The organism is Silicimonas algicola, from assembly GCF_003148765.1.
Taxonomy (GTDB): Bacteria; Pseudomonadota; Alphaproteobacteria; order Rhodobacterales; family Rhodobacteraceae; genus Silicimonas; species Silicimonas algicola.
The window spans coordinates 580,699-599,025 of sequence record NZ_QGGV01000002.1; the positions used below are offsets into that span (position 1 = coordinate 580,699).

The 18,327-nt window shown below is 68.2% G+C and carries 18 protein-coding genes and 1 pseudogene; 8 read left to right on the forward strand and 11 right to left on the reverse strand.

Annotated features, from left to right (window positions below):
• Positions 1 to 135: 135 nt before the first annotated feature.
• Entirely contained in the window at positions 136 to 1,269 is a 1,134-nt protein-coding gene (locus tag C8D95_RS07225) for a DUF6456 domain-containing protein (protein WP_109758478.1), read from the forward strand.
• A 61-nt stretch (positions 1,270 to 1,330) separates the two neighbouring features.
• Here C8D95_RS07225 and C8D95_RS07230 read toward each other — a convergent pair whose 3' ends face one another.
• Entirely contained in the window at positions 1,331 to 2,827 is a 1,497-nt protein-coding gene (locus tag C8D95_RS07230; RefSeq protein WP_109758479.1) for a catalase, read from the reverse strand.
• A 104-nt stretch (positions 2,828 to 2,931) separates the two neighbouring features.
• Here C8D95_RS07230 and C8D95_RS07235 point away from each other — a divergent pair, with 104 nt between their 5' ends.
• The 4 genes from C8D95_RS07235 (at position 2,932) to lipA (ending at position 6,252) form a co-directional block, all read left to right on the forward strand.
• Positions 2,932 to 3,870, forward strand: coding sequence for a hydrogen peroxide-inducible genes activator (locus C8D95_RS07235; protein WP_109758480.1), 939 nt, complete (start codon positions 2,932 to 2,934; stop codon positions 3,868 to 3,870).
• A gap of 68 nt (positions 3,871 to 3,938) precedes the next feature.
• Positions 3,939 to 4,250, forward strand: coding sequence for a DUF4342 domain-containing protein (locus tag C8D95_RS07240; protein WP_164721669.1), 312 nt, complete (start codon positions 3,939 to 3,941; stop codon positions 4,248 to 4,250).
• A 63-nt stretch (positions 4,251 to 4,313) separates the two neighbouring features.
• Positions 4,314 to 5,213, forward strand: a complete 900-nt coding sequence (locus tag C8D95_RS07245) for a cation diffusion facilitator family transporter (RefSeq protein WP_109758482.1) — start codon at positions 4,314 to 4,316, stop codon at positions 5,211 to 5,213.
• A gap of 76 nt (positions 5,214 to 5,289) precedes the next feature.
• Positions 5,290 to 6,252 (forward strand): lipoyl synthase, encoded by a 963-nt coding sequence (gene lipA / locus C8D95_RS07250; protein ID WP_109758483.1) that lies wholly within the window; start codon positions 5,290 to 5,292, stop codon positions 6,250 to 6,252.
• Here the strand turns inward: lipA and C8D95_RS07255 are convergent, their stop codons facing one another.
• The 3 genes and pseudogenes from C8D95_RS07255 to C8D95_RS22925 form a co-directional block, all read right to left on the reverse strand.
• Positions 6,253 to 7,311: an FAD-dependent oxidoreductase gene (locus C8D95_RS07255; RefSeq protein ID WP_164721668.1), complete on the reverse strand. Its 1,059-nt coding sequence runs from the start codon at positions 7,309 to 7,311 to the stop codon at positions 6,253 to 6,255.
• A 59-nt stretch (positions 7,312 to 7,370) separates the two neighbouring features.
• Positions 7,371 to 8,250 (reverse strand): annotated as a pseudogene (locus tag C8D95_RS07260) (c-type cytochrome).
• Between the two features lie 45 nt (positions 8,251 to 8,295).
• Positions 8,296 to 8,403: a cytochrome c gene (locus tag C8D95_RS22925; protein WP_164721667.1), complete on the reverse strand. Its 108-nt coding sequence runs from the start codon at positions 8,401 to 8,403 to the stop codon at positions 8,296 to 8,298.
• On the opposite strand from C8D95_RS22925, the gene C8D95_RS07270 reads away from it, so the two are divergent.
• Positions 8,403 to 8,792 carry a hypothetical protein gene (locus tag C8D95_RS07270; RefSeq protein WP_109758486.1) on the forward strand — a complete coding sequence of 130 codons (390 nt, stop codon included), beginning with the start codon at positions 8,403 to 8,405 and terminating at the stop codon, positions 8,790 to 8,792. The two genes, C8D95_RS22925 and C8D95_RS07270, sit on opposite strands and share 1 nt — an antisense overlap.
• Here C8D95_RS07270 and C8D95_RS07275 read toward each other — a convergent pair.
• Both C8D95_RS07275 and hpt read right to left on the reverse strand, forming a co-directional pair.
• On the reverse strand, positions 8,789 to 9,250 hold the full coding sequence (locus C8D95_RS07275; RefSeq protein WP_126918566.1) for a hypothetical protein: 462 nt from the start codon (positions 9,248 to 9,250) through the stop codon (positions 8,789 to 8,791). The two genes, C8D95_RS07270 and C8D95_RS07275, sit on opposite strands and share 4 nt — an antisense overlap.
• A 262-nt stretch (positions 9,251 to 9,512) precedes the next feature.
• Complete coding sequence (gene hpt, locus C8D95_RS07280; RefSeq protein ID WP_109758488.1) at positions 9,513 to 10,061, reverse strand: hypoxanthine phosphoribosyltransferase; 549 nt, start codon at positions 10,059 to 10,061, stop codon at positions 9,513 to 9,515.
• Between the two features lie 71 nt (positions 10,062 to 10,132).
• Here hpt and C8D95_RS07285 point away from each other — a divergent pair, with 71 nt between their 5' ends.
• On the forward strand, positions 10,133 to 10,588 hold the full coding sequence (locus C8D95_RS07285) for a type II toxin-antitoxin system RatA family toxin (RefSeq protein ID WP_109758489.1): 456 nt from the start codon (positions 10,133 to 10,135) through the stop codon (positions 10,586 to 10,588).
• Here the strand turns inward: C8D95_RS07285 and C8D95_RS07290 are convergent.
• From C8D95_RS07290 to C8D95_RS07300, 3 genes are all read right to left on the reverse strand, one after another.
• Positions 10,585 to 11,700 (reverse strand): sensor histidine kinase, encoded by a 1,116-nt coding sequence (locus tag C8D95_RS07290; RefSeq protein WP_109758490.1) that lies wholly within the window; start codon positions 11,698 to 11,700, stop codon positions 10,585 to 10,587. The genes C8D95_RS07285 and C8D95_RS07290 overlap by 4 nt on opposite strands.
• A gap of 252 nt (positions 11,701 to 11,952) precedes the next feature.
• Positions 11,953 to 13,938: a S8/S53 family peptidase gene (locus C8D95_RS07295; RefSeq protein ID WP_109758491.1), complete on the reverse strand. Its 1,986-nt coding sequence runs from the start codon at positions 13,936 to 13,938 to the stop codon at positions 11,953 to 11,955.
• Positions 13,935 to 15,032, reverse strand: a complete 1,098-nt coding sequence (locus tag C8D95_RS07300) for a phosphatase PAP2 family protein (RefSeq protein WP_109758492.1) — start codon at positions 15,030 to 15,032, stop codon at positions 13,935 to 13,937. The genes C8D95_RS07295 and C8D95_RS07300 overlap by 4 nt, the downstream gene beginning before the upstream one ends.
• Before the next feature lie 226 nt (positions 15,033 to 15,258).
• On the opposite strand from C8D95_RS07300, the gene C8D95_RS07305 reads away from it, so the two are divergent.
• Positions 15,259 to 16,905 carry a hypothetical protein gene (locus C8D95_RS07305; RefSeq protein ID WP_109758493.1) on the forward strand — a complete coding sequence of 549 codons (1,647 nt, stop codon included), beginning with the start codon at positions 15,259 to 15,261 and terminating at the stop codon, positions 16,903 to 16,905.
• Here C8D95_RS07305 and C8D95_RS07310 read toward each other — a convergent pair.
• Positions 16,886 to 17,503 (reverse strand): paraquat-inducible protein A, encoded by a 618-nt coding sequence (locus C8D95_RS07310; RefSeq protein ID WP_109758494.1) that lies wholly within the window; start codon positions 17,501 to 17,503, stop codon positions 16,886 to 16,888. The two genes, C8D95_RS07305 and C8D95_RS07310, sit on opposite strands and share 20 nt — an antisense overlap.
• The gene (locus tag C8D95_RS07315; protein WP_109758495.1) at positions 17,500 to 18,114 is read right to left on the reverse strand and encodes a paraquat-inducible protein A; all 615 of its coding nucleotides are present in this window, start codon (positions 18,112 to 18,114) and stop codon (positions 17,500 to 17,502) included. Before C8D95_RS07315 ends, C8D95_RS07310 begins: the two co-directional genes overlap by 4 nt.
• Between the last annotated feature and the right edge of the window lie 213 nt (positions 18,115 to 18,327).

Below are 18,327 nucleotides of genomic sequence, written 5' to 3' on the forward strand. Positions count from 1 at the left end.
GCCCGATCATATTTTCCTTTGTTTACAAACTTGGGGAACGATCATCCTTAACCCGGCGGCCGTTAATGAAGCGGCAATCATTACTATCACAGGTTGTTACGGCGTATCAGCGCCGGGGATGAAAGGGGGAGACGGATGTCGCTTGCGGTGCAAGGACTTTGCTGCGTCGATCAAGGGCCGGACTGGGTTCCCGCCCAGGTCAGAACCTACCTCGCGCATGTGACCCATGGCAGATCCATACGGTCGCTCGCGCGAGAGGCGGGCTGCCACGCCTCGACCGTCCTGCGGCAGGTGCGGCGCTTCGAGACGCGCCGCGACGATCTTCTCGTCGATCTGGCACTTCGCCGGCTTGAAGGGGTCGCTGCCCGACCCGACCGGCGTGCTGTAACTCCAGGGGGTACCCAAGTCGTGATGCTGAACAGAAAACCCGAAGACTTCGCCGTGCCGGACGACGACCAGTTGAAGGAGGCCGCGCCGCGTATCCTGCGCCGTCTCAATGAGCCCGGCGCCTGCCTCGCCATCGCGGCCGACATGGAAAAGGCCGTCATCGTGCGCGAGGAGAAGGACGGCCAGACGCTGCGCACCGCTGTCGTCGACCGCGCGCTGGCCGAGGCGATGGTCCTGAAGGACTGGATCGCCCCGCAGGGCGAAGGGCGCATCCAGCGCTACCGCATCACCCAGGCCGGCCGCATGGCGCTGAAACGTCTTCTGGCCGAGGAGGAAGCGCTCCGCGCCAACATGGGCGAGGGGATGGACCCCTATTCCGAGCAGCACCGCGACTGGGCGCGGCGCAACGCGGACGACCGGCCGAACAAGAAGCGCGGCATCCGCTACAACGCCGCCGAAAGTCCGATGACCGCGCTCGCCCGCCGCAAGGACCGGGGCGGCGCGCCTTTCCTGACCGCCGATCTCGTCGCTGCGGGCGAAAGACTGCGCGAGGACTTCGAACTGGCGCAGATGGGCCCCCGCATCACCCAGAACTGGGAGCGTTTCCTCGAAGGCGGCGCGCGCGGAAGCTTCAATCCGGGCGGCGCGGGCGGCGGTTCGAGCCGCGCGCGCGAACGGGTGACGGCGGCGCTGTCGGACCTGGGGCCGGGCCTGGGCGACGTCGTCCTGCGCTGCTGCTGCTTCCTCGAAGGCATGGAGGCGGTCGAGCAGCGCATGGGCTGGTCGGCACGCTCGGGCAAGATCGTGCTCCGGATCGCGCTCCACCGTCTCAAGGGCCACTACGACGAGACGTCGGGCAACTGGTCGCCGATGATCGGGTGACCGGACAAGAAAGGGGCGCCCGCGACGGACGCCCCGATCAAGTTTCCTGCGGTGAACCGCCCTATTCGGCGGCGGTCGGCGTCTCTTCCGTCACCGAGATCGCGACCTCGTCCTTCGGGTGGCGCAAGGCCGCCCGGACGCCGGCTTCATAGTCAGGGTGAACCTTCTTCAGCACCGCCAGCCAACGCTCCTTCACGCTTTCCGAGCAGGGCGCCATGGCGGCGGCCATGTTCGAATGCAGCCGGTTGCGCTCATCCTGCTCCATCACCTCGGCATAGAGCTTGCGCGGCTGGACGTAGTCCTCGTCCTCTTCGTTCTGGCGATAGCGGTCTGCGTCCGCCTCGATGCGCAGTGGCGGCTCCTTGACCGAGGCGTCGGGCTTGGCCGACTCGCCGTACTGGTTCGGCTCGTAATAGGCATCGGGATGACCCGTCACCTGCGGGAAGAACCGCATCGTGCCATCCTTGTGATAGTGATGGACGGGGACCTGCGGCGCGTTCGCCGGAAGCGCTTCGTAGTGCGTGCCGAGGCGATAGCGGTGCGCGTCGGCATAGGCGAAGACCCGGCCCTGGAGCATCTTGTCGGGGCTGTAGCCGATGCCCGGCACCTTGTTCGACGGCGAGTAGGCGGCGTTTTCGACGAAGATCCAGTAGTTGTCCGGGTTCTTGTTGAACTCGAGCATTCCGACCGGGATCAGTGGATAGTCGCCGTGCGGCCAGACCTTCGTCAGGTCGAACGGGTTGAAGCCGCAGGTCCGCGCCTCTTCCTCGGCCATGACCTGGATGTTCAGCTCCCACTTCGGGAAGTTGCCTTCGTCGATCGCGTTGTAGAGGTCTTCCTGATAGCTCTCGCGCGTCTGCCCGATCAGCTTCTCGGCCTGGGCGTTGGTGTAGTTCCGGATCGGCTGCTGGCAGCGGAAATGGAACTTGACCCAGTGGCGCTCGCCCGCGTCGTTCCAGAACGAATAGGTGTGGCTGCCGTAGCCGTGCATGTGCATCGGATTCATCGGGATGCCGCGATCCGACATCAGGATGGTGACCTGGTGAACCGACTCGGGCTGCGCCGCCCAGAAGTCGAACATCGCCTCGGGCGACCGCAAGTTGGTCTTCGGGTGCCGCTTCTGGGTGCGGATGAAGTCGGGGAACTTGTAGGGGTCGCGGACGAAGAAGATGGGAGTGTTGTTGCCCACCACGTCCCAGTTGCCTTCGTCGGTGTAGAACTTGACCGAGAAGCCGCGCACGTCGCGCTCGGCGTCCGCGGCGCCCTGTTCGCCGGCGACGGTCGACCAGCGCGAGAGGATGTCGCAGCTATTGCCGACCTTCGAGAAGATGCTGGCGCGGGTGTACTTCGAGATGTCGTGCGTCACCGTGAAGGTGCCCTGCGCGCCCCAGCCCTTGGCGTGGACGACGCGCTCGGGGATGCGCTCGCGGTTCTGGTGGGCCAGCTTCTCGATTAGCTGATAGTCCTCCAGCAGAACCGGGCCGCGAGGGCCGGCGGTCTGGGACGTTTCATTCGTGGGTACCGGCGCGCCGGCGGTGGTCGTCTGGCGGGGGGCCATGCCATCCTCCTCAAGGTGTCTGTGGGTGCAACCTGCCGACCTTCTCGCCGATTCCTGGAATAATTAAAAATTGCATTTCCTGTCCTCTGCGATAACTAAAACCTATGAGCGTCACCCTCCGGCAGTTGCAATACTTCGTGGCCCTCGCCGAAACGCTCCAGTTCGGCGCGGCGGCCGAGAAGGTCCACGTCTCGCAGCCTGCACTGTCGCTCCAGATCAAGGCGATGGAGGAGGCGCTCGGCGCGCGTCTCGTCGACCGGCTCCCGCGTGAGGTGCGTCTGACACGCGTGGGGCAGGAGGTTCTGGACCGCGCCCGCCGCGTTCTGACCGAGGTCGGCGACCTCGAGCAATCGGTGCGCTGGCGCGACGGGCTCGCCGGACGCCTGAGGCTCGGCGTCATCCCGACGGTGGCGCCCTATCTTTTGCCGATGGCGCTGACGCGGCTGCGGGCCCGCGACATCACGCTCGACATCCGCATTCGCGAGGCGCAGACGACGACGCTGGTGACGGGCCTTCGCGACGGCAGGCTCGACGCGGCGATCATGGCGCTGCCGCTCCAGGATCCCGGTCTGACGGCGCGGCCCCTCTTTCGCGACCGGTTCCTGCTCTGCGGGTCTCCGGCCCGGCTCGACAGCCTGGGGCAGGGGGCCGAGGGCCTGCGCCCGCAGGCCATCGCCCAGGACCAGCTCCTTCTTCTCGACGAGGGTCACTGCCTCGCCGATCAGGCGCTCGAGGTCTGCGGCCTTCGCTCGCGCCCGAACGTCGATCTTGGGGCGTCCTCGCTGGCCACCCTCGCAGGCCTCGTCGCCCAGGGCTTCGGCCTGACCTTCCTGCCGGAACTCGCCGTCGCGACCGAACTGCGTGCCCAGCCTGATCTGGCGCTCCGCCGCTTCGATGCGCCAGAGCCGGGCCGCGATCTCGCCCTCGTCACGCGCAGCGCGGCCGAGGGGGCGGGCTGGGTGGACACGCTGGCCGGGATCCTCATCGATGCCGGCGGCGCGGCGCTCGCCCTGGCGCGGGACGCCACGCTGCGCAAACCTTGACGTGCGTCAATGCAACCAGCCCCGGCGATACCTATATGAAGGGCATCAACCTTGAGAAGGGGTGTCCCATGACCGAAGAAACCAACACCGAAGACGGCCGCAAGCGTACCTGGATCGACGAGATCGAGGTCAAGAGCGAGGAGCTCGTGAACCGCGTCAAGGCGCTCGCCGCCGACAACAAGGTCAAGCGCATCCGCATCGTCGAACCCGACGGCGACATCGCGCTGGAAGTGCCGCTGACCTACGGCGCACTCGCGGGCGGGGCGGTCGTTCTCGCAGCTCCCCTGCTTGCCGTCCTTGGCGCGATCGGCGCTTTTGCCGCCCGCCTCAAGATCGAGGTGGTGAAGGAAGAGACCGTGAAGGAAGACGCGCCCGTCTGACATAAGCCGTCTGACGCAACGTGTCGCGTTGCCGCGACCTCGCTTCGGCATAGGTAGTCGCCCATGCCGGAGCGCCAGTTCCACGACCATGACCACAGAGCGGCTCACGCTCACGGCCACGCCAACGAACGCGCCGTCGGCATCGCCGCCCTTCTGACCGGCGGCTTCATGCTGGCCGAGGTCGCGGGCGGCCTTCTGACGGGCTCGCTGGCGCTTCTGGCCGATGCGGGCCACATGCTGACCGACTTCGCCGCGCTGGCGCTGTCGTGGTTCGCCTTCCGCCTCGCGCGCCGTCCCGCCGACTGGCAGCGCACCTACGGCTTCGACCGCTTTTCGATCCTCGCGGCCTTCGTCAACGGCGTGGCACTCTTCGTCATCGCCGCCTGGATCGCGGTCGAGGCTATCCTCCGCCTCCGTGATCCGGTCGAGGTGCTGGGCGGGCCCATGCTGGCCGTCGCGATCCTGGGTCTTGTCGTCAACATCGCCTCCTTCTGGGTGCTGCATCGCGCGGGCGACGAAAACCTCAACGTCCGCGCTGCGACCCTTCACGTCCTCGGCGACCTTCTCGGCACGGTCGGCGCCATCGTCGCCTCGCTGGTGATCCTCCAGACAGGCTGGACCCCGATCGACCCGATCCTGTCGATCCTCGTGTCGATCCTCATCCTCCGCGCGGCCTGGCGCGTGGTGAGCGAGTCCGCCCGCGTCCTTCTCGAGGCAGCGCCGCCCGACTTCGACACGCAGGTGGCGCTCGCCCGCCTCAACGCTGTCCCTGGTGTCGCGCGCGTCCACCACCTCCACGCCTGGTCGATCACCGAGGAACGCCCCATGGCCACCCTCGAGGCCGACCTCTTGCCCGGCGCGGATGGCGAGACCGCGCGGCGCGCCCTGAAGGAGGTTCTGGCCCGCGATTTCGGCATCGAACATGCCACCGTCGAAATCTGCCGCTCGCCTCAGGACGCATAGCCGACATGCGCCCGTCTCCATTGGACTTTTCGCCACGCGGCCGCTAGAAGATCGCCCAAGCGGAGGACACGCCCCCATGACGTCCCGAGACCTCAAGATCCCCGGCCAGCGCCACCCCGAAAAGGCGCACCGGCCCGACAATGCCCAGCCGAAGAAGCCGGACTGGATCCGCGTGAAGGCCCCGACCGGCGCTGGCTACAAGGCCACGCGCGACATCATGCGCGAGCATCGCCTCGTGACGGTCTGCGAAGAGGCGGGCTGCCCGAACGTCGGCGAATGCTGGAGCCAGGGCCACGCTACCATGATGATCATGGGCGACGTCTGCACACGGGCCTGCTCGTTCTGCAACATCGCCACCGGCAAGCCCCCTGAGTCGCTCGACGTGTTCGAGCCCGGCCGCGTCGCCGATGCCGTGAAGAAACTCGGTCTGAACCACGTCGTCATCACCAGCGTCGACCGCGACGACGTGGACGACGGCGGGGCCGAACATTTTGCCATGACGATCCGCGCCATCCGCAAGCAGTCGCCCGCCACCACCATCGAGATCCTGACGCCCGACTTCCTGCGCTGCGATCCTTCGGTTCTCGAGACGGTCGTCGAGGCGAAACCGGACGTCTTCAACCACAACCTCGAGACGGTCCCCGGCCTCTACCCCGAGGTGCGCCCCGGCGCGCGCTACTTCCATTCGCTCCGCCTGCTCCAGCGGGTCAAGGAACTCGACCCCGCCATGTTCACCAAGTCCGGCATCATGGTGGGACTGGGCGAGGACCGGCAGGGGGTGCTTCAGGTCATGGACGACATGCGCGCCGCCGACATCGACTTCCTGACCATCGGCCAGTACCTGCAACCGACGCCCAAGCACCACCGCGTCGACCGCTTCGTGACCCCCGAGGAATTCGCGGGCTACGAAAAGGCGGCCTACGGCAAGGGCTTCCTGATGGTCTCGGCCACGCCGCTGACGCGCTCGTCCTATCACGCGGGCGACGACTTCGCCCGCCTGCGCGACGCGCGTCTGAGGAAGCTGGGCCAGGCCGTCTGATCAGCCGCTGACCAGTTGCCGCGCGACGGCCCGGCGCAGGGCAGGGACCGCGTTCACCGTCCGCATCGCCGCCAACACGCCCGCGCGCGCGACCGGCCCCTTGGCCTGGATGAACCGCCGCCCGCGCTCGCTCAACGCGATCACATGCGCCCCGGCGGCATGGCGGGCCTCCGTGTAGCCCTCCGTCGTGCCAAGGGCGATCCGTTCCGCCAACTCTGCCGCGTCCGAGATCCCGAGGTTCATGCCTCGTCCACCCACCGGCGAATGGCAATGCGCCGCGTCGCCGGCGAGGAAGACGCGCGCGGACTGATAGCGCGCCACCTGCCGCACCGAGATGATGAAGGCTCCGGAGCGCCGGACGGTCGTGACGGGCATCGGCACGGGAAGCGCGGCGAGCGCGTCGGGTTCGCTCGCGATGACCCGGAAGCGCGCCGTCTCCAACGGCACGACGACGGCGACGTTCCCGCCGTCCAGCCGATAGCCCATGAATCGGCCGCGTCCGTGCCAGTCCGGGGCGTCCACATCGGCGATCGACCACTGCTCGGGCAGGTCGTGGCCGGGGAAGTCGAATCCGAGCGCCGCGCGCACCGCGCTGTGGACGCCGTCCGCGCCGATCACGAGGTCATGGCGCGCCTCGACCCCTCCGACGCGGACCTCGACGGCGTCCTCCGTTTCCCGAAGATGGTCTAACGTCGCCCCGTAACGCACCGATCCGCCTAGCCTTTCCAGCGTCTCGACAAGGTGACGCTCGGTCCGGTCCTGCGCCAGCCCCCAGATCCGCATGCGCGCGTCGAAGTTCAGCGTCAGGTGAAGGACAGGCTTCGTTCCGTCGTGGAAGACGCCGCCCTCGAAGCGGACCGCCTCGTCCAGCACGGGCGTATCCGTGCCCGAGCGGCGGAAGATCTCGATGCTCGACGGCAGGATGCCCACGGCGCGCGACAGCCTGGACGGTCCCGGTCGCTTTTCGATGATCTCGGGGAGGATGCCGCGCCGCGCCAGTTCCACGGCAGCGGTCAGGCCGGTCGGACCCGCGCCCACGATCAACACTCTAGGCGACATGCGCGCTTCCTCCGCGCGCGATTCTAGCCCTTGCCCCGTTGCCGGGAAAGGGCCTGGCATCACTGCACCGGAGGCAGCGCCTTGACGTAGGCCGCAATGGCCGCCCGATCCTCGGGGGCAAGCTTCGACATGTTCTCGACCACTTCCGCCATCTGCCCGCCCGCGCTGTCGAAGTCGGGGGTGAAACCGGACTCGAGGTAATAGGCGATGTCCTCGGCGCTCCAGTCCAGCTGGCCCTGCCGCAAACCGGGGATCTTGCCCTCGCCCGCAGGGTTGGGCGCGCCCGCCATCCACAGCGTCTTGTCCGGCCCGCCAAGAGCATTGCGCGGCGTGTGGCATTCGGCGCAATGGCCCAGAGCCTCGACCAGATAACGTCCCCGCTCCAGCTCCGGCGTGTCCGCCGGCATCACCCAGTCGTCGTCCGCGAAGAGAAGTTTCCAGCCGCCGAGCGAGGCGCGGATGTTGAAGGGAAATCCGACCTCGTGAGGGACATCCGCCCGGTCCTGCGGCGGCAGCGTCGCCATGAAGGTCCAGAGATCCGCCACGTCCGCATCCCTCATCCGGGCGTAGGTCGTCCAGGGGAACGCGGGATAATAATGCGCGCCTTCGGGCGAGGTGCCCTCCAGCAACGCCGAGGCGAATTGCGGCAGGCTCCAGCCGCCGATGCCGTGCGTCGCGTCGGGCGAAATGTTGGGGGCGATGAAGGTGCCGAAAGGGGTCGCGAACCGCTTGCCACCCGGCAGCGCCAGGGGGTCGTCCGACTCCGCCGCCGTGTGGCAGGACGCGCAGCCCCCGGCCCAGAAGACCGCCTCTCCCCGCGCGGCGTCGCCCTCGAGCGCTGCGAAGCGCTCAGGCTCGACCGCGCGCGCGCGTCAGCCACAGCCCTGCGCCTGCGACGACGAGGGCGAGACCGACGAGCCAAAGAAGAAGCCGCTTCATCCGCGCATCAAGCGGCCGGGGCAGGGTGGCCCCGGCCGGACCGGATCAATTTTCGGCCTGGCGGTGCGCCTTGTGGCAGGCCCCGCAGGCCTGGCCCACAGTACCCATGCCAGCGGCCAGTGCTTCCTGCCCGTCGCCTGCAACGGATGCCAATGCGGCGGTCGCCTCGCGAAGCTGGCCCGAGATCTCGCCGGCTGTCGGGGCCGCTCGGCCGGTCCATGGCGGGCGACTGGATGCGCGCCCGGGGCGGCGGCGCGCACCTTGCCTCCGACAGCTTCCTGATGCTGGCCTCCCTCGTGGCGCTTGGCCGGGGCAGGGCGCTTCTGCCGGTGTTCTTCGGGGACATCTGGCCCGGCATCGAGCGGATCGACATGCCCCACAACCTCGCCCCCGTGCCGGTCTGGGTCGCCAGCCACCGCGACTATGCCCGCTCGGGCCGCCTGCGCCGGGTGCGCAAGGTGCTGCTTGAGGGGCTGACCGCCCTCGGTCCCCGGATGATGGGAGAAGCGGACACCACGCCGTCCGCGCGGCGCAGCGCCTAGAACCGAAGGCCCACGGCCAGCCCGAAGATCGGCTCGGCCTGCCCTGCGTCGGAGACCCCGCCCTGAACGAAGCCGCCGTTGCGTCCCGTCAGCTCGGCGTTGATCCCCACCATGGGGACAGGGCTCTCGTTCACCGTGATCTCGTTCGTCAGCATGCCCGACACGCCCACGCTCATCCGCTCGGTCACGGCATAGTCGAGGTAGAGCTTGCCCGCCGTCACGTCGCCGTCCGTTCCCTCGTAGGTCACCGATACCCCCGCCGTCGTGGCGCCGCGCGTCAGGGACGTGCCAAGGTGGAAGACGTCGCGCCCGTTCCAGCTTTCGCCGAAGGTCAGGGCCAGGCCACCGAAGGGCGTCTTGCGTTCGCTCACGCCGGTCTCGTGGATGATGGAGGGGATTGCGAGCCGCAGCGTGGGCGTGTCTGGCGGCGGCAGCGCCTTCAGAGGCTCCGACCTCATAACCGCGCCGCCGAGGCGAAACGCACCTGTGCCTGTCTCCTCCCGTGCCTCGATGCGGCTGTCCAGTCGCAGGCCTTCATTCAGGCCTACTCCGGAAAACTGGGTCTCGGCGGCCGCCGGAGCCGCGCAGAGGACGGAAAGGAGCAAGAATCCGGGTGGGCGCACCAAAGTTCCTTTCGACGCCACCACCCGAAAGGACCATAGGTCGGAGGCTGCGAGATTCGCACCTTCGGTTTCCGCGAAATGCGCGGTCTTGTGGCCTTCAGGTCTCAGTTGCGTCGATGAAGCGAACGCAGCCGATGTAGGGAAGGTTCCGGTTCCTCTGCGCGAAATCAATGCCGTAGCCGACGACGAACTCGTCCGGAATTTCGAACCCCGTCCAGGTCGCCTTCACGTCGGTTTCGCGCCGCGACGGTTTGTCGAGAAGGGCGATGGTCTCCAGCCGCCGCGGATGCCGCGATTCGAGAAGGTGCAGGACGTGGCTCAGCGTGTGTCCGGTATCGACGATGTCCTCGACCACCAGGACGTCGCGCCCCTCGATCTCGCCGCGCAGATCCTTGAGGATCCGAACCTCGCGGCTCGACACCATGCTGTCGCCATAAGACGAGGTTTCCAGGAAATCGACCTCCACCGGCAGGTCCAACTCGCGCACGAGGTCTGCGATGAAGACGAAGGACCCGCGCAGAAGACCCACCACCACAAGCTTGTCGGTGTCCCGGAACGCGCGCTGGATCTCGCGGCTCAACGTCTCGATCCGGGCCGCGATGGACTTGGCCGAAATCAGTTGCTCGATCTCGTAAGGCTGGCTCACGGCCCGCTTCCCTCTTGACGCTCCGCGCCCGTCTCTACACTCAGGACCACGGACAAGACCAGACGGAAGCGATGCCGATCCACTCCGAAACCCGCCGCCTGCCTTACAGCGCCCAGCAGATGTACGATCTGGTGGCCGACGTCGAGGACTACCCCGAGTTCCTTCCGTGGACCGCCGCCGCGCGCATCCGCGAGACGCGGGAGGAGGACGACCGGACGGTGATGCTCGCGGACCTCGTCATCTCGTTCAAGGTCTTTCGCGAGCGGTTCGGCAGCCGCGTCACGCTCTGGCCGGACGAGAAGCGCATCGACACCGAATACCTCGACGGCCCGTTCAAGAAGATGATCTCGAACTGGCGGTTCGAGGATGCGGAGGACGGCGGGTGCGACGTTCACTTCCACGTCGATTTCGAATTCCGCAACCGGATCCTCCAGGCCACGGCGACCGTGTTCTTCAACGAGGCGATGTCGCGCGTCGTCCGTGCCTTCGAGGGCCGGGCGAAGACGCTCTATGGCGCCGCGCCCTAGGCTGACCGCGCCACCGCTGTCGGAAGCGCCTCGAACGACAGCGTCAGGACGGTGCCGTCGCTGTCCGACGAGATCTCGATCCGGCCCTGAAGCTCTTCCGAGATCACATCGTTGATCTGCATCCCCAGACCCGACGTCGCGTTTGCGGCGCTGGTCGGAAACCCCACTCCGTCGTCCGAACACCGGATACGGACCGTGTCGTCGTCGCCCCGATCGATCGAGATCCGCACATGCCCGGCGCGGCTTCCCGGAAACGCGTGCTTCAGCGAATTGGCCACGAACTCGTTCAGAAGCGTGCCCACGGCTACGGCCTGTCCCGACGTGACGAGGATCGGCTCGGATATCACATCCAGGTTCAGGTGCGCGGGCGCCAGGGCGCGGAAGTGACGCCCCAGGTTCTCGACGTAATGCGCCAGGTCGATGACCGGACCCGCGTCGGTCCGGTACAGTTCCTCGTGCAGTTTCGCCACGGCATCGACCCGGGATCCCAGGGTCGACAGCGTGCGGCGCGTTTCGTCGGCCACCGCACCCCGGTTGGCGATCCTGATCAGCGAGGCGAGCGACTGAAGCGAGTTCTTTACCCGGTGATCGACCTCCTGCCGGAGGAGCGCCGCAGTCGCCAGGGAGCGGCGCATCTCGAGCCGCGCCATGATCTGGTCCGCGAGAACCCGCAGCGTGTCGCGCTGAAGCGGCGTCAGACTGCGCGGCGTGCGGTCGAGAACGCAGAGCGTCCCGAGCGGCAGGCCGTCGCTCGTCTTGAGAAGCGCGCCGGCATAGAACCGAAGGCCCTCGTCGCCGAGGCACAGCGGGTTGTCGCACATCCGCGCGTCGTCACGGGTATCCGGCACCTCGAGAAACTCCTCCTCGAGGATGGCGTGCGAACAGAGCGACGTCTCCAGCGGGGTCTGGCGTACGCCCAGTCCGGTCTCCGCCTTGAACCACTGCCGATCCTCGTCGATGAAGTTGATGACCGAGATCGGTGTCCCGCATAGCGCCGCCGCGAGCGCAACGATCTCGTCGAAATCGCGTTCGGGATCGGTGTCGAGGATCTCGTACGACCGCAGGGTGTGCAGGCGCTCGGATTGACGGGGGTGGGACTCAGCCTTTGCCATGTCTTGCGTCCCTCCTTCTTCCGAACCGTCCCTTGATCGCGTGGCGGGAGTGTCGCCGGACATATATGCCATGATCATGACGGTCGCCAGCAGAAGAAATACGGCCGGCGCCTCACGGTGCGCCGGCCCCTCCTGCTCAAAAGTCCTAGGTCATAGAATTCTCAACTCGTCGGCGGCGCGGATCCGGGGCGGATTGCGTCCCCGAACCCGCGCCGCCTTTTGGGTGGGCGCGTCACCCCTCGCACAACCATGTCACCGTTCCATGCGCCCGGAGGCCGGAGCGGCCAGCCGTCCGAACCCCGCTTTCTCGGGCACCGTCTGCCCCGGCCAGGCGGCCGTGGCCTCGTCGGCCAGCGCGGCCGTCTCGAACCAGGCCTCGCTGCCCGGCGCCTCGCCCACGCGGCCGTCGTCCAGCCAGTCGAGCATGGCCAGCGCCACCCGCCGCGTCGCCAGCGCCGTCGAGAAACTCGTCCCCTGCATCGCCACGGCCGACCCGCTCTTGGAGCCCGCCGAAAGCACACCCCACCGTGCCGCGCCGTCCTCACCCGGGAGGAGGGCGGTCGGCGCGGCACGGCCGTCGCCCAAGGGATCAAGCGACGCGGCACTCGAAAAGCCCGACGGTCGGCCATCCGTCGCGCGGTAGCTGCCGATCACCCGCGCCTCGCAAAGCGATGCGATGGTGTTCAGCGTGTCCCGCCGCCGCATGGGCGGGGCCGTGTCGGTGTCTCGCGGCGCCGATCCGTCGAGCGGATAGTCCGCGACGTCGATGGCCCGGCCCGCTTCGTCCACGGGCGCGAAGGCCGGATGCGCGAAGATGGGGACGAGCCCCGTATCGCTGCCGAAGGTCAGGCTCTGATCCGACTGCACATAGGCGAAGGCGCGCGTCGCGTCCCCGTCCGACCTGAGCCCGATCCGCCAGTCGCCCGAGGGCGCTCCGTACAGGCGGTCCTCTTCGAGCGTGGGCCCGGTACAGAGGATGTAGCCTACCCTGTGCCAGGTCGCCGTCCCGCAGTCCGCCGCATCGTCGTGCCTGCGGCAATAGATGCGCGCGACGGGCACGTCCGGGCGTTCACTGTCGACAAGCGTCGCGCACTGTCCGTGCCGCCCGCGCGAGGCCGGTCCGTCCGGCCCGAAGGGGGGCGACAAGCTCACCGCGACCGGATGCGCGGGAGACGCGCCGCCATCGCCGGGCAGCTCGTCCGACCAGACCTCGGCATAGTTCGGCGTATGATCCTCGGGCCTGATCCGCCAGTCGAGACGCCCCGGCCGTCCCCGTCCGAGATCGAAGACCGCCGCGCCTTCAGAGCGCAGGTCGTTGCCCGCGGGCAGCATGATCCGCACCGGGCGGCCCATCTCCTCGGCGGCGCGGTCGACGGCGCGGATCAGCGTCTCGACGGCCAGGTGACCGTCCTTGGGTCCCGCCTGCAGTCCATAGGACAGGTTGATGACGATCGGAAATCCGCCCTCTCCGCCATGCCCGCAGGCGCGCCAGATTCGGTCGGCCCGGTCGATGACGTACTCGACCGCGTGCATGGCGAAGAACTCGAGGAAATTTCCCGACGACCCCATACTCGTGCGCGGGGGCAGCCCAACGGCGATCAGGGGCAGGCGGCGGCGCTTCTCATCTTCGGACGACAGCCGTAGGTCGAAGCCCGCCGCGAGATCCGCGACAGACGTGCCGTGGGTCGCGTGCGTGTCGAGCCGGCGGTCCCCGCGCGGATGCGGGTACTGCGAGGCCTCGGCCGCACGGTCGAACCGTCCTTCGTCGATCCCGCCCGCTGCCAGCGCGCTGAACATCAGCCGGTCAAGCTCGGTCCGGAACAGTTCGCGCCCGAATGGCACTGCCGCACCCCGTCTCCAGGTGCCGTTCATCAGCCAGGCCGACAAAAAGCGCGTGCCGCCGTCGATCCGCCGGAAGCGGGCGTGAGAGAGGGCAATGGCGCTGTCGATGACGCCCACGACCGCGCAATCCTGGTCCGGCATCCACGACAACTCGATCAGCGGATCGTCCGACACGGAATCGTCCGGACCGGGACGGGCGAACCCGGGAAGCGGCGCGCGCCGGTGCGTCTGCCCGCAGATCCGCGCCGCCATCGGAGACAGGGGCAGGGGCGCCAGCGACAGCCCGTCGCGCGTGTCGGCACCGCCGAATGTAACGGTCCGCAGCCAGTCGATGTACGGGGGTGTGCCGTCCGAGGCGGACGGGTCGTCCTCCCAGTCGGTCCAGGTCAGCGTCATTCGGTCAGCTCCCGCCATTCCAGCGCCGCCTCGGCCCAGAGCGTGCCGAGGATCGTCTCGGGATCGCCCGCGCCCGCGTCGGCATCGTCGGGAAGCCGGTTCCTGAGCCAGTTCAGCGTCAGGTCATAGGGCGGCTCGCCGTCGCCCTGCGTCTCGAAGCCGATGGACACTTCGTCCGGCCAGTCGTCGAGCCCCGTCGCCACTCGGTAGACCGCCTCACCCAGAAGGCATCCCGCGACCGCGCCCGCGCCCGAATCGACCGGGAAATGCACCCCCGCGATCGAGCGGTTCGTCGCGATCCGGTGCGCCAGTCTGAAGGCCATGCCTGCCCGGCGGCCCCGTGCGGTCGTCTCCGTCATCGCCGCCTTCGGCCCCAGACCCGTGGTCAGGCGCGCCAGGACCGTGGCGGCCGCAAAGACCTCGATGGCGTGACCCGAGGGATAGCTCGAATGGTCCGGCGTCTGGATCATCGGCTGGATGTGCGTCGCATAGTCCACCGGGCGCGGCGCGCGGCAGAAATGCTTCAACGGCATCTCGAGCGTCACCATCAGCCGCTGGCAGGTATAGAGCATCGCCAGCGTCTTCGCGTTCCGCTCGGCGCTCAGATAGCACTGGGCGCCGAAGAACGAGAACAGGTCGCCCGTCTGCATCAGGATCTCGTTCACCCGGTCGGCCCTCAGATCCGCATAGGCGCGCACCATCTTGAGCTGCTGCCGGAACACCGCGCGCGAGGGCCGCTCGATCGTGAAGAGCGGCCGGCCCTCGACCGAGGCCGTGGCCTGCCCGTCCGAACCCGTCACGCGGAACGCGGGATGCAGCATCGCGTCGATCAGGAGCGAGCGGACAGGCTTCGAGAGATAGCTCAGATCCTCGTCCGACGTGCCCATGCGCGGCGGCACCCTCAGAGGCTCACCGTCCCAATAGCCGACGATGCCGTCATGCGTTGTGACAAGCGACCACGACAACATGCCCGAACCCGGACCGCCCGCATGGTCGATGCCCTGACCCTGGCCTTGCCCCTGACCCTGCCCTTGGCCTTGGCCCTGGCCCTGACCTTGGCCTTGCCCCTGACCTTGTCCCTGTCCTTGACCCACGTCGCTCTCCCCGCAGCGCGAACCGCGCTTCCGTGCGGTCGATGAGGAGCAAGAGGCGGCGTCAAATCAAGCAGGCCGTCCGCCCGCAGGTCGATTTTCACGTTTCATTCACGATTTGCGCGTGAGCCGCACGAAATGGCCAGTTTTCTTGAAAATGTCATCGGCGCGTGGTCCAATGTGACGTGGGGGCAACCGGCCGCAGCCGGGAGAGCAACAGGGGTCAGACGTGGAACAACGGGTCAAGGCACGCCTTCAACTCTATGGAAGGTTCCGTCTCGAGGCGCCGGACGGCACGGACATTTCTCCGAAAAGCGCCAAGAGTCAGGCGCTCATCGCGCTCCTCGCCACCAACGAGACCGGCAGCCGGGGACGGCTGTGGCTTCAGAAGCGGCTCTGGCCCAACTCCGGCGCGGACCGGGCCGCGACCAGCCTGAGGCAGGCGCTGTCCGAGATCCGGCGCTCGCTTGGCGACCACCGCGACCTTCTCAAGACCGACCGCCGTGCCGCCTGCCTTTCGCTCGACACGCTCGACATCGCCGAAGCCGACGAGGGCGCCGAATTCATGGAGGGCCTCGGCCTTCCCGCGAACGACCACGCTCTCGAGGACTGGCTCGCCCATCACCGGGGCGAGCGCGAAGCTGCGCCCTCCGGCGCACCGGCCACCCGTGCGCCGGCCCCCGCGGATGCCTCGCAACGCCAGATCTACGTCGCGGCCGAGCTTCGGATGCCCGTCGTCGTCTTCCGCACGCTCAACGGATCTTCTCCCGGCGGGTCGGGCGATCTGGGTCTGATCGAGGACATCTTCGTCGACAGCGTGGCGCGGTCGATGCGGGAAACCCTGTCCGCCGACGTCCGCGTGGGCGGCGAGGCGCCGTCCTCCGCCTTCCGTGCCGAGGTGCAGGCCTTCCGAGGCGACGGCGCCGCCGTCGGCATCCGCGCCCGCGTCCATCACGGTTCGCCCGACCGCCTCGTGTGGTCCGGCATGACCTCGACCCAGCTTCACGGGGCGCCGCCGGTCGAAGACCTTCAATTCGTCTCGCTCGGCAACCAGCTCATCGACGCTCTGGCCGAGGCGATGACCCAGTCGATCACCGACAGCCGCGACATCCGCGACGCCAACCTTCTGACCCGCCTCGCGATCCGCCGCATCTTCTGCCTGCGCCCCGAAGCGCTGGTCGAGGCCGACGAGATGCTTCTTCGCGCCCGCGAGCTTGGGGCAGGGGCGCTGTCGACCGCCTGGCGCGCCCAGCTTCGCGTCATCCAGCACGTCGAGCGGCACGAGACCGCCTCGCCCGACCTGCCCGAAGAGGCGCGGCGCCTCTGCATCGACGCGATGGAGCGCGAGCCGATGAACTCGATGGTGCTGGCCGCCGTCGCCAACACCCGCCTCGTCCTCGACAAGGACGTGAGCGTCTGCCTCGAACTGGCGCGGCGCTCGGTCAGCCTCAACCCCGCGAATCCGCTCGCCTGGAACAGCCTCGCCACCGCCAAGCTTTACGCGGGCGAGATCGCCGAGGCCCACGCGCTGGCCGTTCGCGCACAGAAGATGTCGTCGGGCTCGCCCTTCGGCCATTGGTGGGATTTCGGACGCTGCCTGACCGCCGCCCTGACCGGTCGCCGCGACGAGGCGCTTCGCCTCGCCGAGGCTGCCCACGCGCTGTCTCCCGAATTCCGCCCGCCGCTGCGCTACCTCACCGCGCTCTACGCCGCCGCCGACCGTCCCGACGACGCGATACGCGTCGGCGAACGCCTGCGCCGGCTCGAGCCCGACTTCAGCTTCGAGCGTCTGGCGATGGACGACAGCTATCCCGTGTCGCCCCTGCGCTGGAGCGGGCTTCTCGACAGCGGCAAGGTCATGGAACTCTCGGGCTAGGCTCCTCGTCGAGGTCCCAGATCAGCCGCGGGTCCAGCGCCCGCGCCGCCAGCATCGTGCACAGGACCGACACCGCGAAGGCCAGCACCGCCGGTCCGGGCCGCACCGTGGCGATCCACGAGAATCGCACCGTCGAGGCGAGAAGCGCCACCACGAACACGTCGACCATCGACCAGCGCCCGATGAACTCGACCGCCGCGTGCAGCCTGTGCCGCGCCTCCGCCCGACCCCTCGACCGCGACCCCACCGCCAGCGCCAGAAGGGCCACCGCCCCGAACTTGGCGACCGGGATCGCGACCGAGGCCAGGAGGATCACCAGGGCCACCAGCCATTCCCCGTACCGCGCCAGCGCCACCGCTCCACCGACGGCGGTCTCTGCGCTCGACGACAGAAGGACCCGCGTCTCGAGCATCGGCCAGGTCATCGCCGGGACATAGGCCGCGACACCCAGCGCCCACCAGCCCCAGACCCTGCGGAGCGGCCGCGCCGGACGGCTCTCCAGCCGTGCGCCGCACCGTCCGCAGACTGGCGTGGTCCCCGGCCAGACGCGGGCGCAGCGCGTGCATCCGACCAGCCCTTCCGCCCGCGCCGTCGTCATCGCTCGAGCGCCTCCCAGATGCCGGCCCGGCACAGGATCGACTCCTGCGCCCAGACCAGCACGACGAGGCCCGTCAGCATCCAGAACGCGGGTCCGATATCGACCCGCGCCAGATCCGACGCCTTCAGAAGCGTGACGCCCGCCCCGACGGCAAAGATCTCCGCCATCGCCCAGGGCCGCAGCGCTTCGGCCAGCCGGAACGCCCTTGCCGCTCCGGGCCAGGGCTTGAAGCCGATGACAAGCGGCAGCAGCACCCAGACCGTCAGAAGCAACCGCGCGACGGGCAGCAGGATCGCCAGCGCCAGAACGGTCGCCGACAGGACGAGAAGGGCGCCCTCGAACCGCAGCACCGCGCCCAGAAGCGTCGTCTCGCGCGTCAGACCGAAGCGATGGAACGTCAGAAAGGGCAGGGCGGCTGCGCCGACTGCAAGACCGACCGAAGCGGCTGCGAGGATCAGGACGACCGCGACGGCGTGACGCCGTGGAGAGACGAGTACGCGGTGGCACCGCGCGCACGTCAGCCGCATTCCCTCTGCCACACCGTCCGAAACGGTCAGCGTATCGCAGGTCGGACAGGCGATCAGCCTCGACAGGTCGTGTTCGGCCCACATCTCCCAAGCCTATTCGCTGGTTTTGACGCCGCAAGCTGCCGGGATTATCCGCGGAAACGGAAACACAGCGTTCGGAAACCTGGGTAACGGGGAAGTGACCGTGTGGAATGAGGCATAAACGCCTCAATGATTTAAGCCTGTCGTTTCCGTCAGGGAAACCAGCCAAAAAACAGTCCATATTTTCAAGGGTTCGCCAGACCGCCGCCCCATCAC

Coding starts and splice junctions, on each gene's coding strand:
- C8D95_RS07225 (WP_109758478.1), top strand. CDS start 136: ATGTCGCTTGCGGTGCAAGGACTTTGCTGCGTCGATCAAGGGCCGGAC.
- C8D95_RS07230 (WP_109758479.1), bottom strand. CDS start 2,827: ATGGCCCCCCGCCAGACGACCACCGCCGGCGCGCCGGTACCCACGAAT.
- C8D95_RS07235 (WP_109758480.1), top strand. CDS start 2,932: ATGAGCGTCACCCTCCGGCAGTTGCAATACTTCGTGGCCCTCGCCGAA.
- C8D95_RS07240 (WP_164721669.1), top strand. CDS start 3,939: ATGACCGAAGAAACCAACACCGAAGACGGCCGCAAGCGTACCTGGATC.
- C8D95_RS07245 (WP_109758482.1), top strand. CDS start 4,314: ATGCCGGAGCGCCAGTTCCACGACCATGACCACAGAGCGGCTCACGCT.
- lipA (WP_109758483.1), top strand. CDS start 5,290: ATGACGTCCCGAGACCTCAAGATCCCCGGCCAGCGCCACCCCGAAAAG.
- C8D95_RS07255 (WP_164721668.1), bottom strand. CDS start 7,311: ATGTCGCCTAGAGTGTTGATCGTGGGCGCGGGTCCGACCGGCCTGACC.
- C8D95_RS07270 (WP_109758486.1), top strand. CDS start 8,403: ATGCGGCGGTCGCCTCGCGAAGCTGGCCCGAGATCTCGCCGGCTGTCG.
- C8D95_RS07275 (WP_126918566.1), bottom strand. CDS start 9,250: ATGAGGTCGGAGCCTCTGAAGGCGCTGCCGCCGCCAGACACGCCCACG.
- C8D95_RS07285 (WP_109758489.1), top strand. CDS start 10,133: ATGCCGATCCACTCCGAAACCCGCCGCCTGCCTTACAGCGCCCAGCAG.
- C8D95_RS07290 (WP_109758490.1), bottom strand. CDS start 11,700: ATGGCAAAGGCTGAGTCCCACCCCCGTCAATCCGAGCGCCTGCACACC.
- C8D95_RS07295 (WP_109758491.1), bottom strand. CDS start 13,938: ATGACGCTGACCTGGACCGACTGGGAGGACGACCCGTCCGCCTCGGAC.
- C8D95_RS07310 (WP_109758494.1), bottom strand. CDS start 17,503: ATGACGACGGCGCGGGCGGAAGGGCTGGTCGGATGCACGCGCTGCGCC.
- C8D95_RS07315 (WP_109758495.1), bottom strand. CDS start 18,114: ATGTGGGCCGAACACGACCTGTCGAGGCTGATCGCCTGTCCGACCTGC.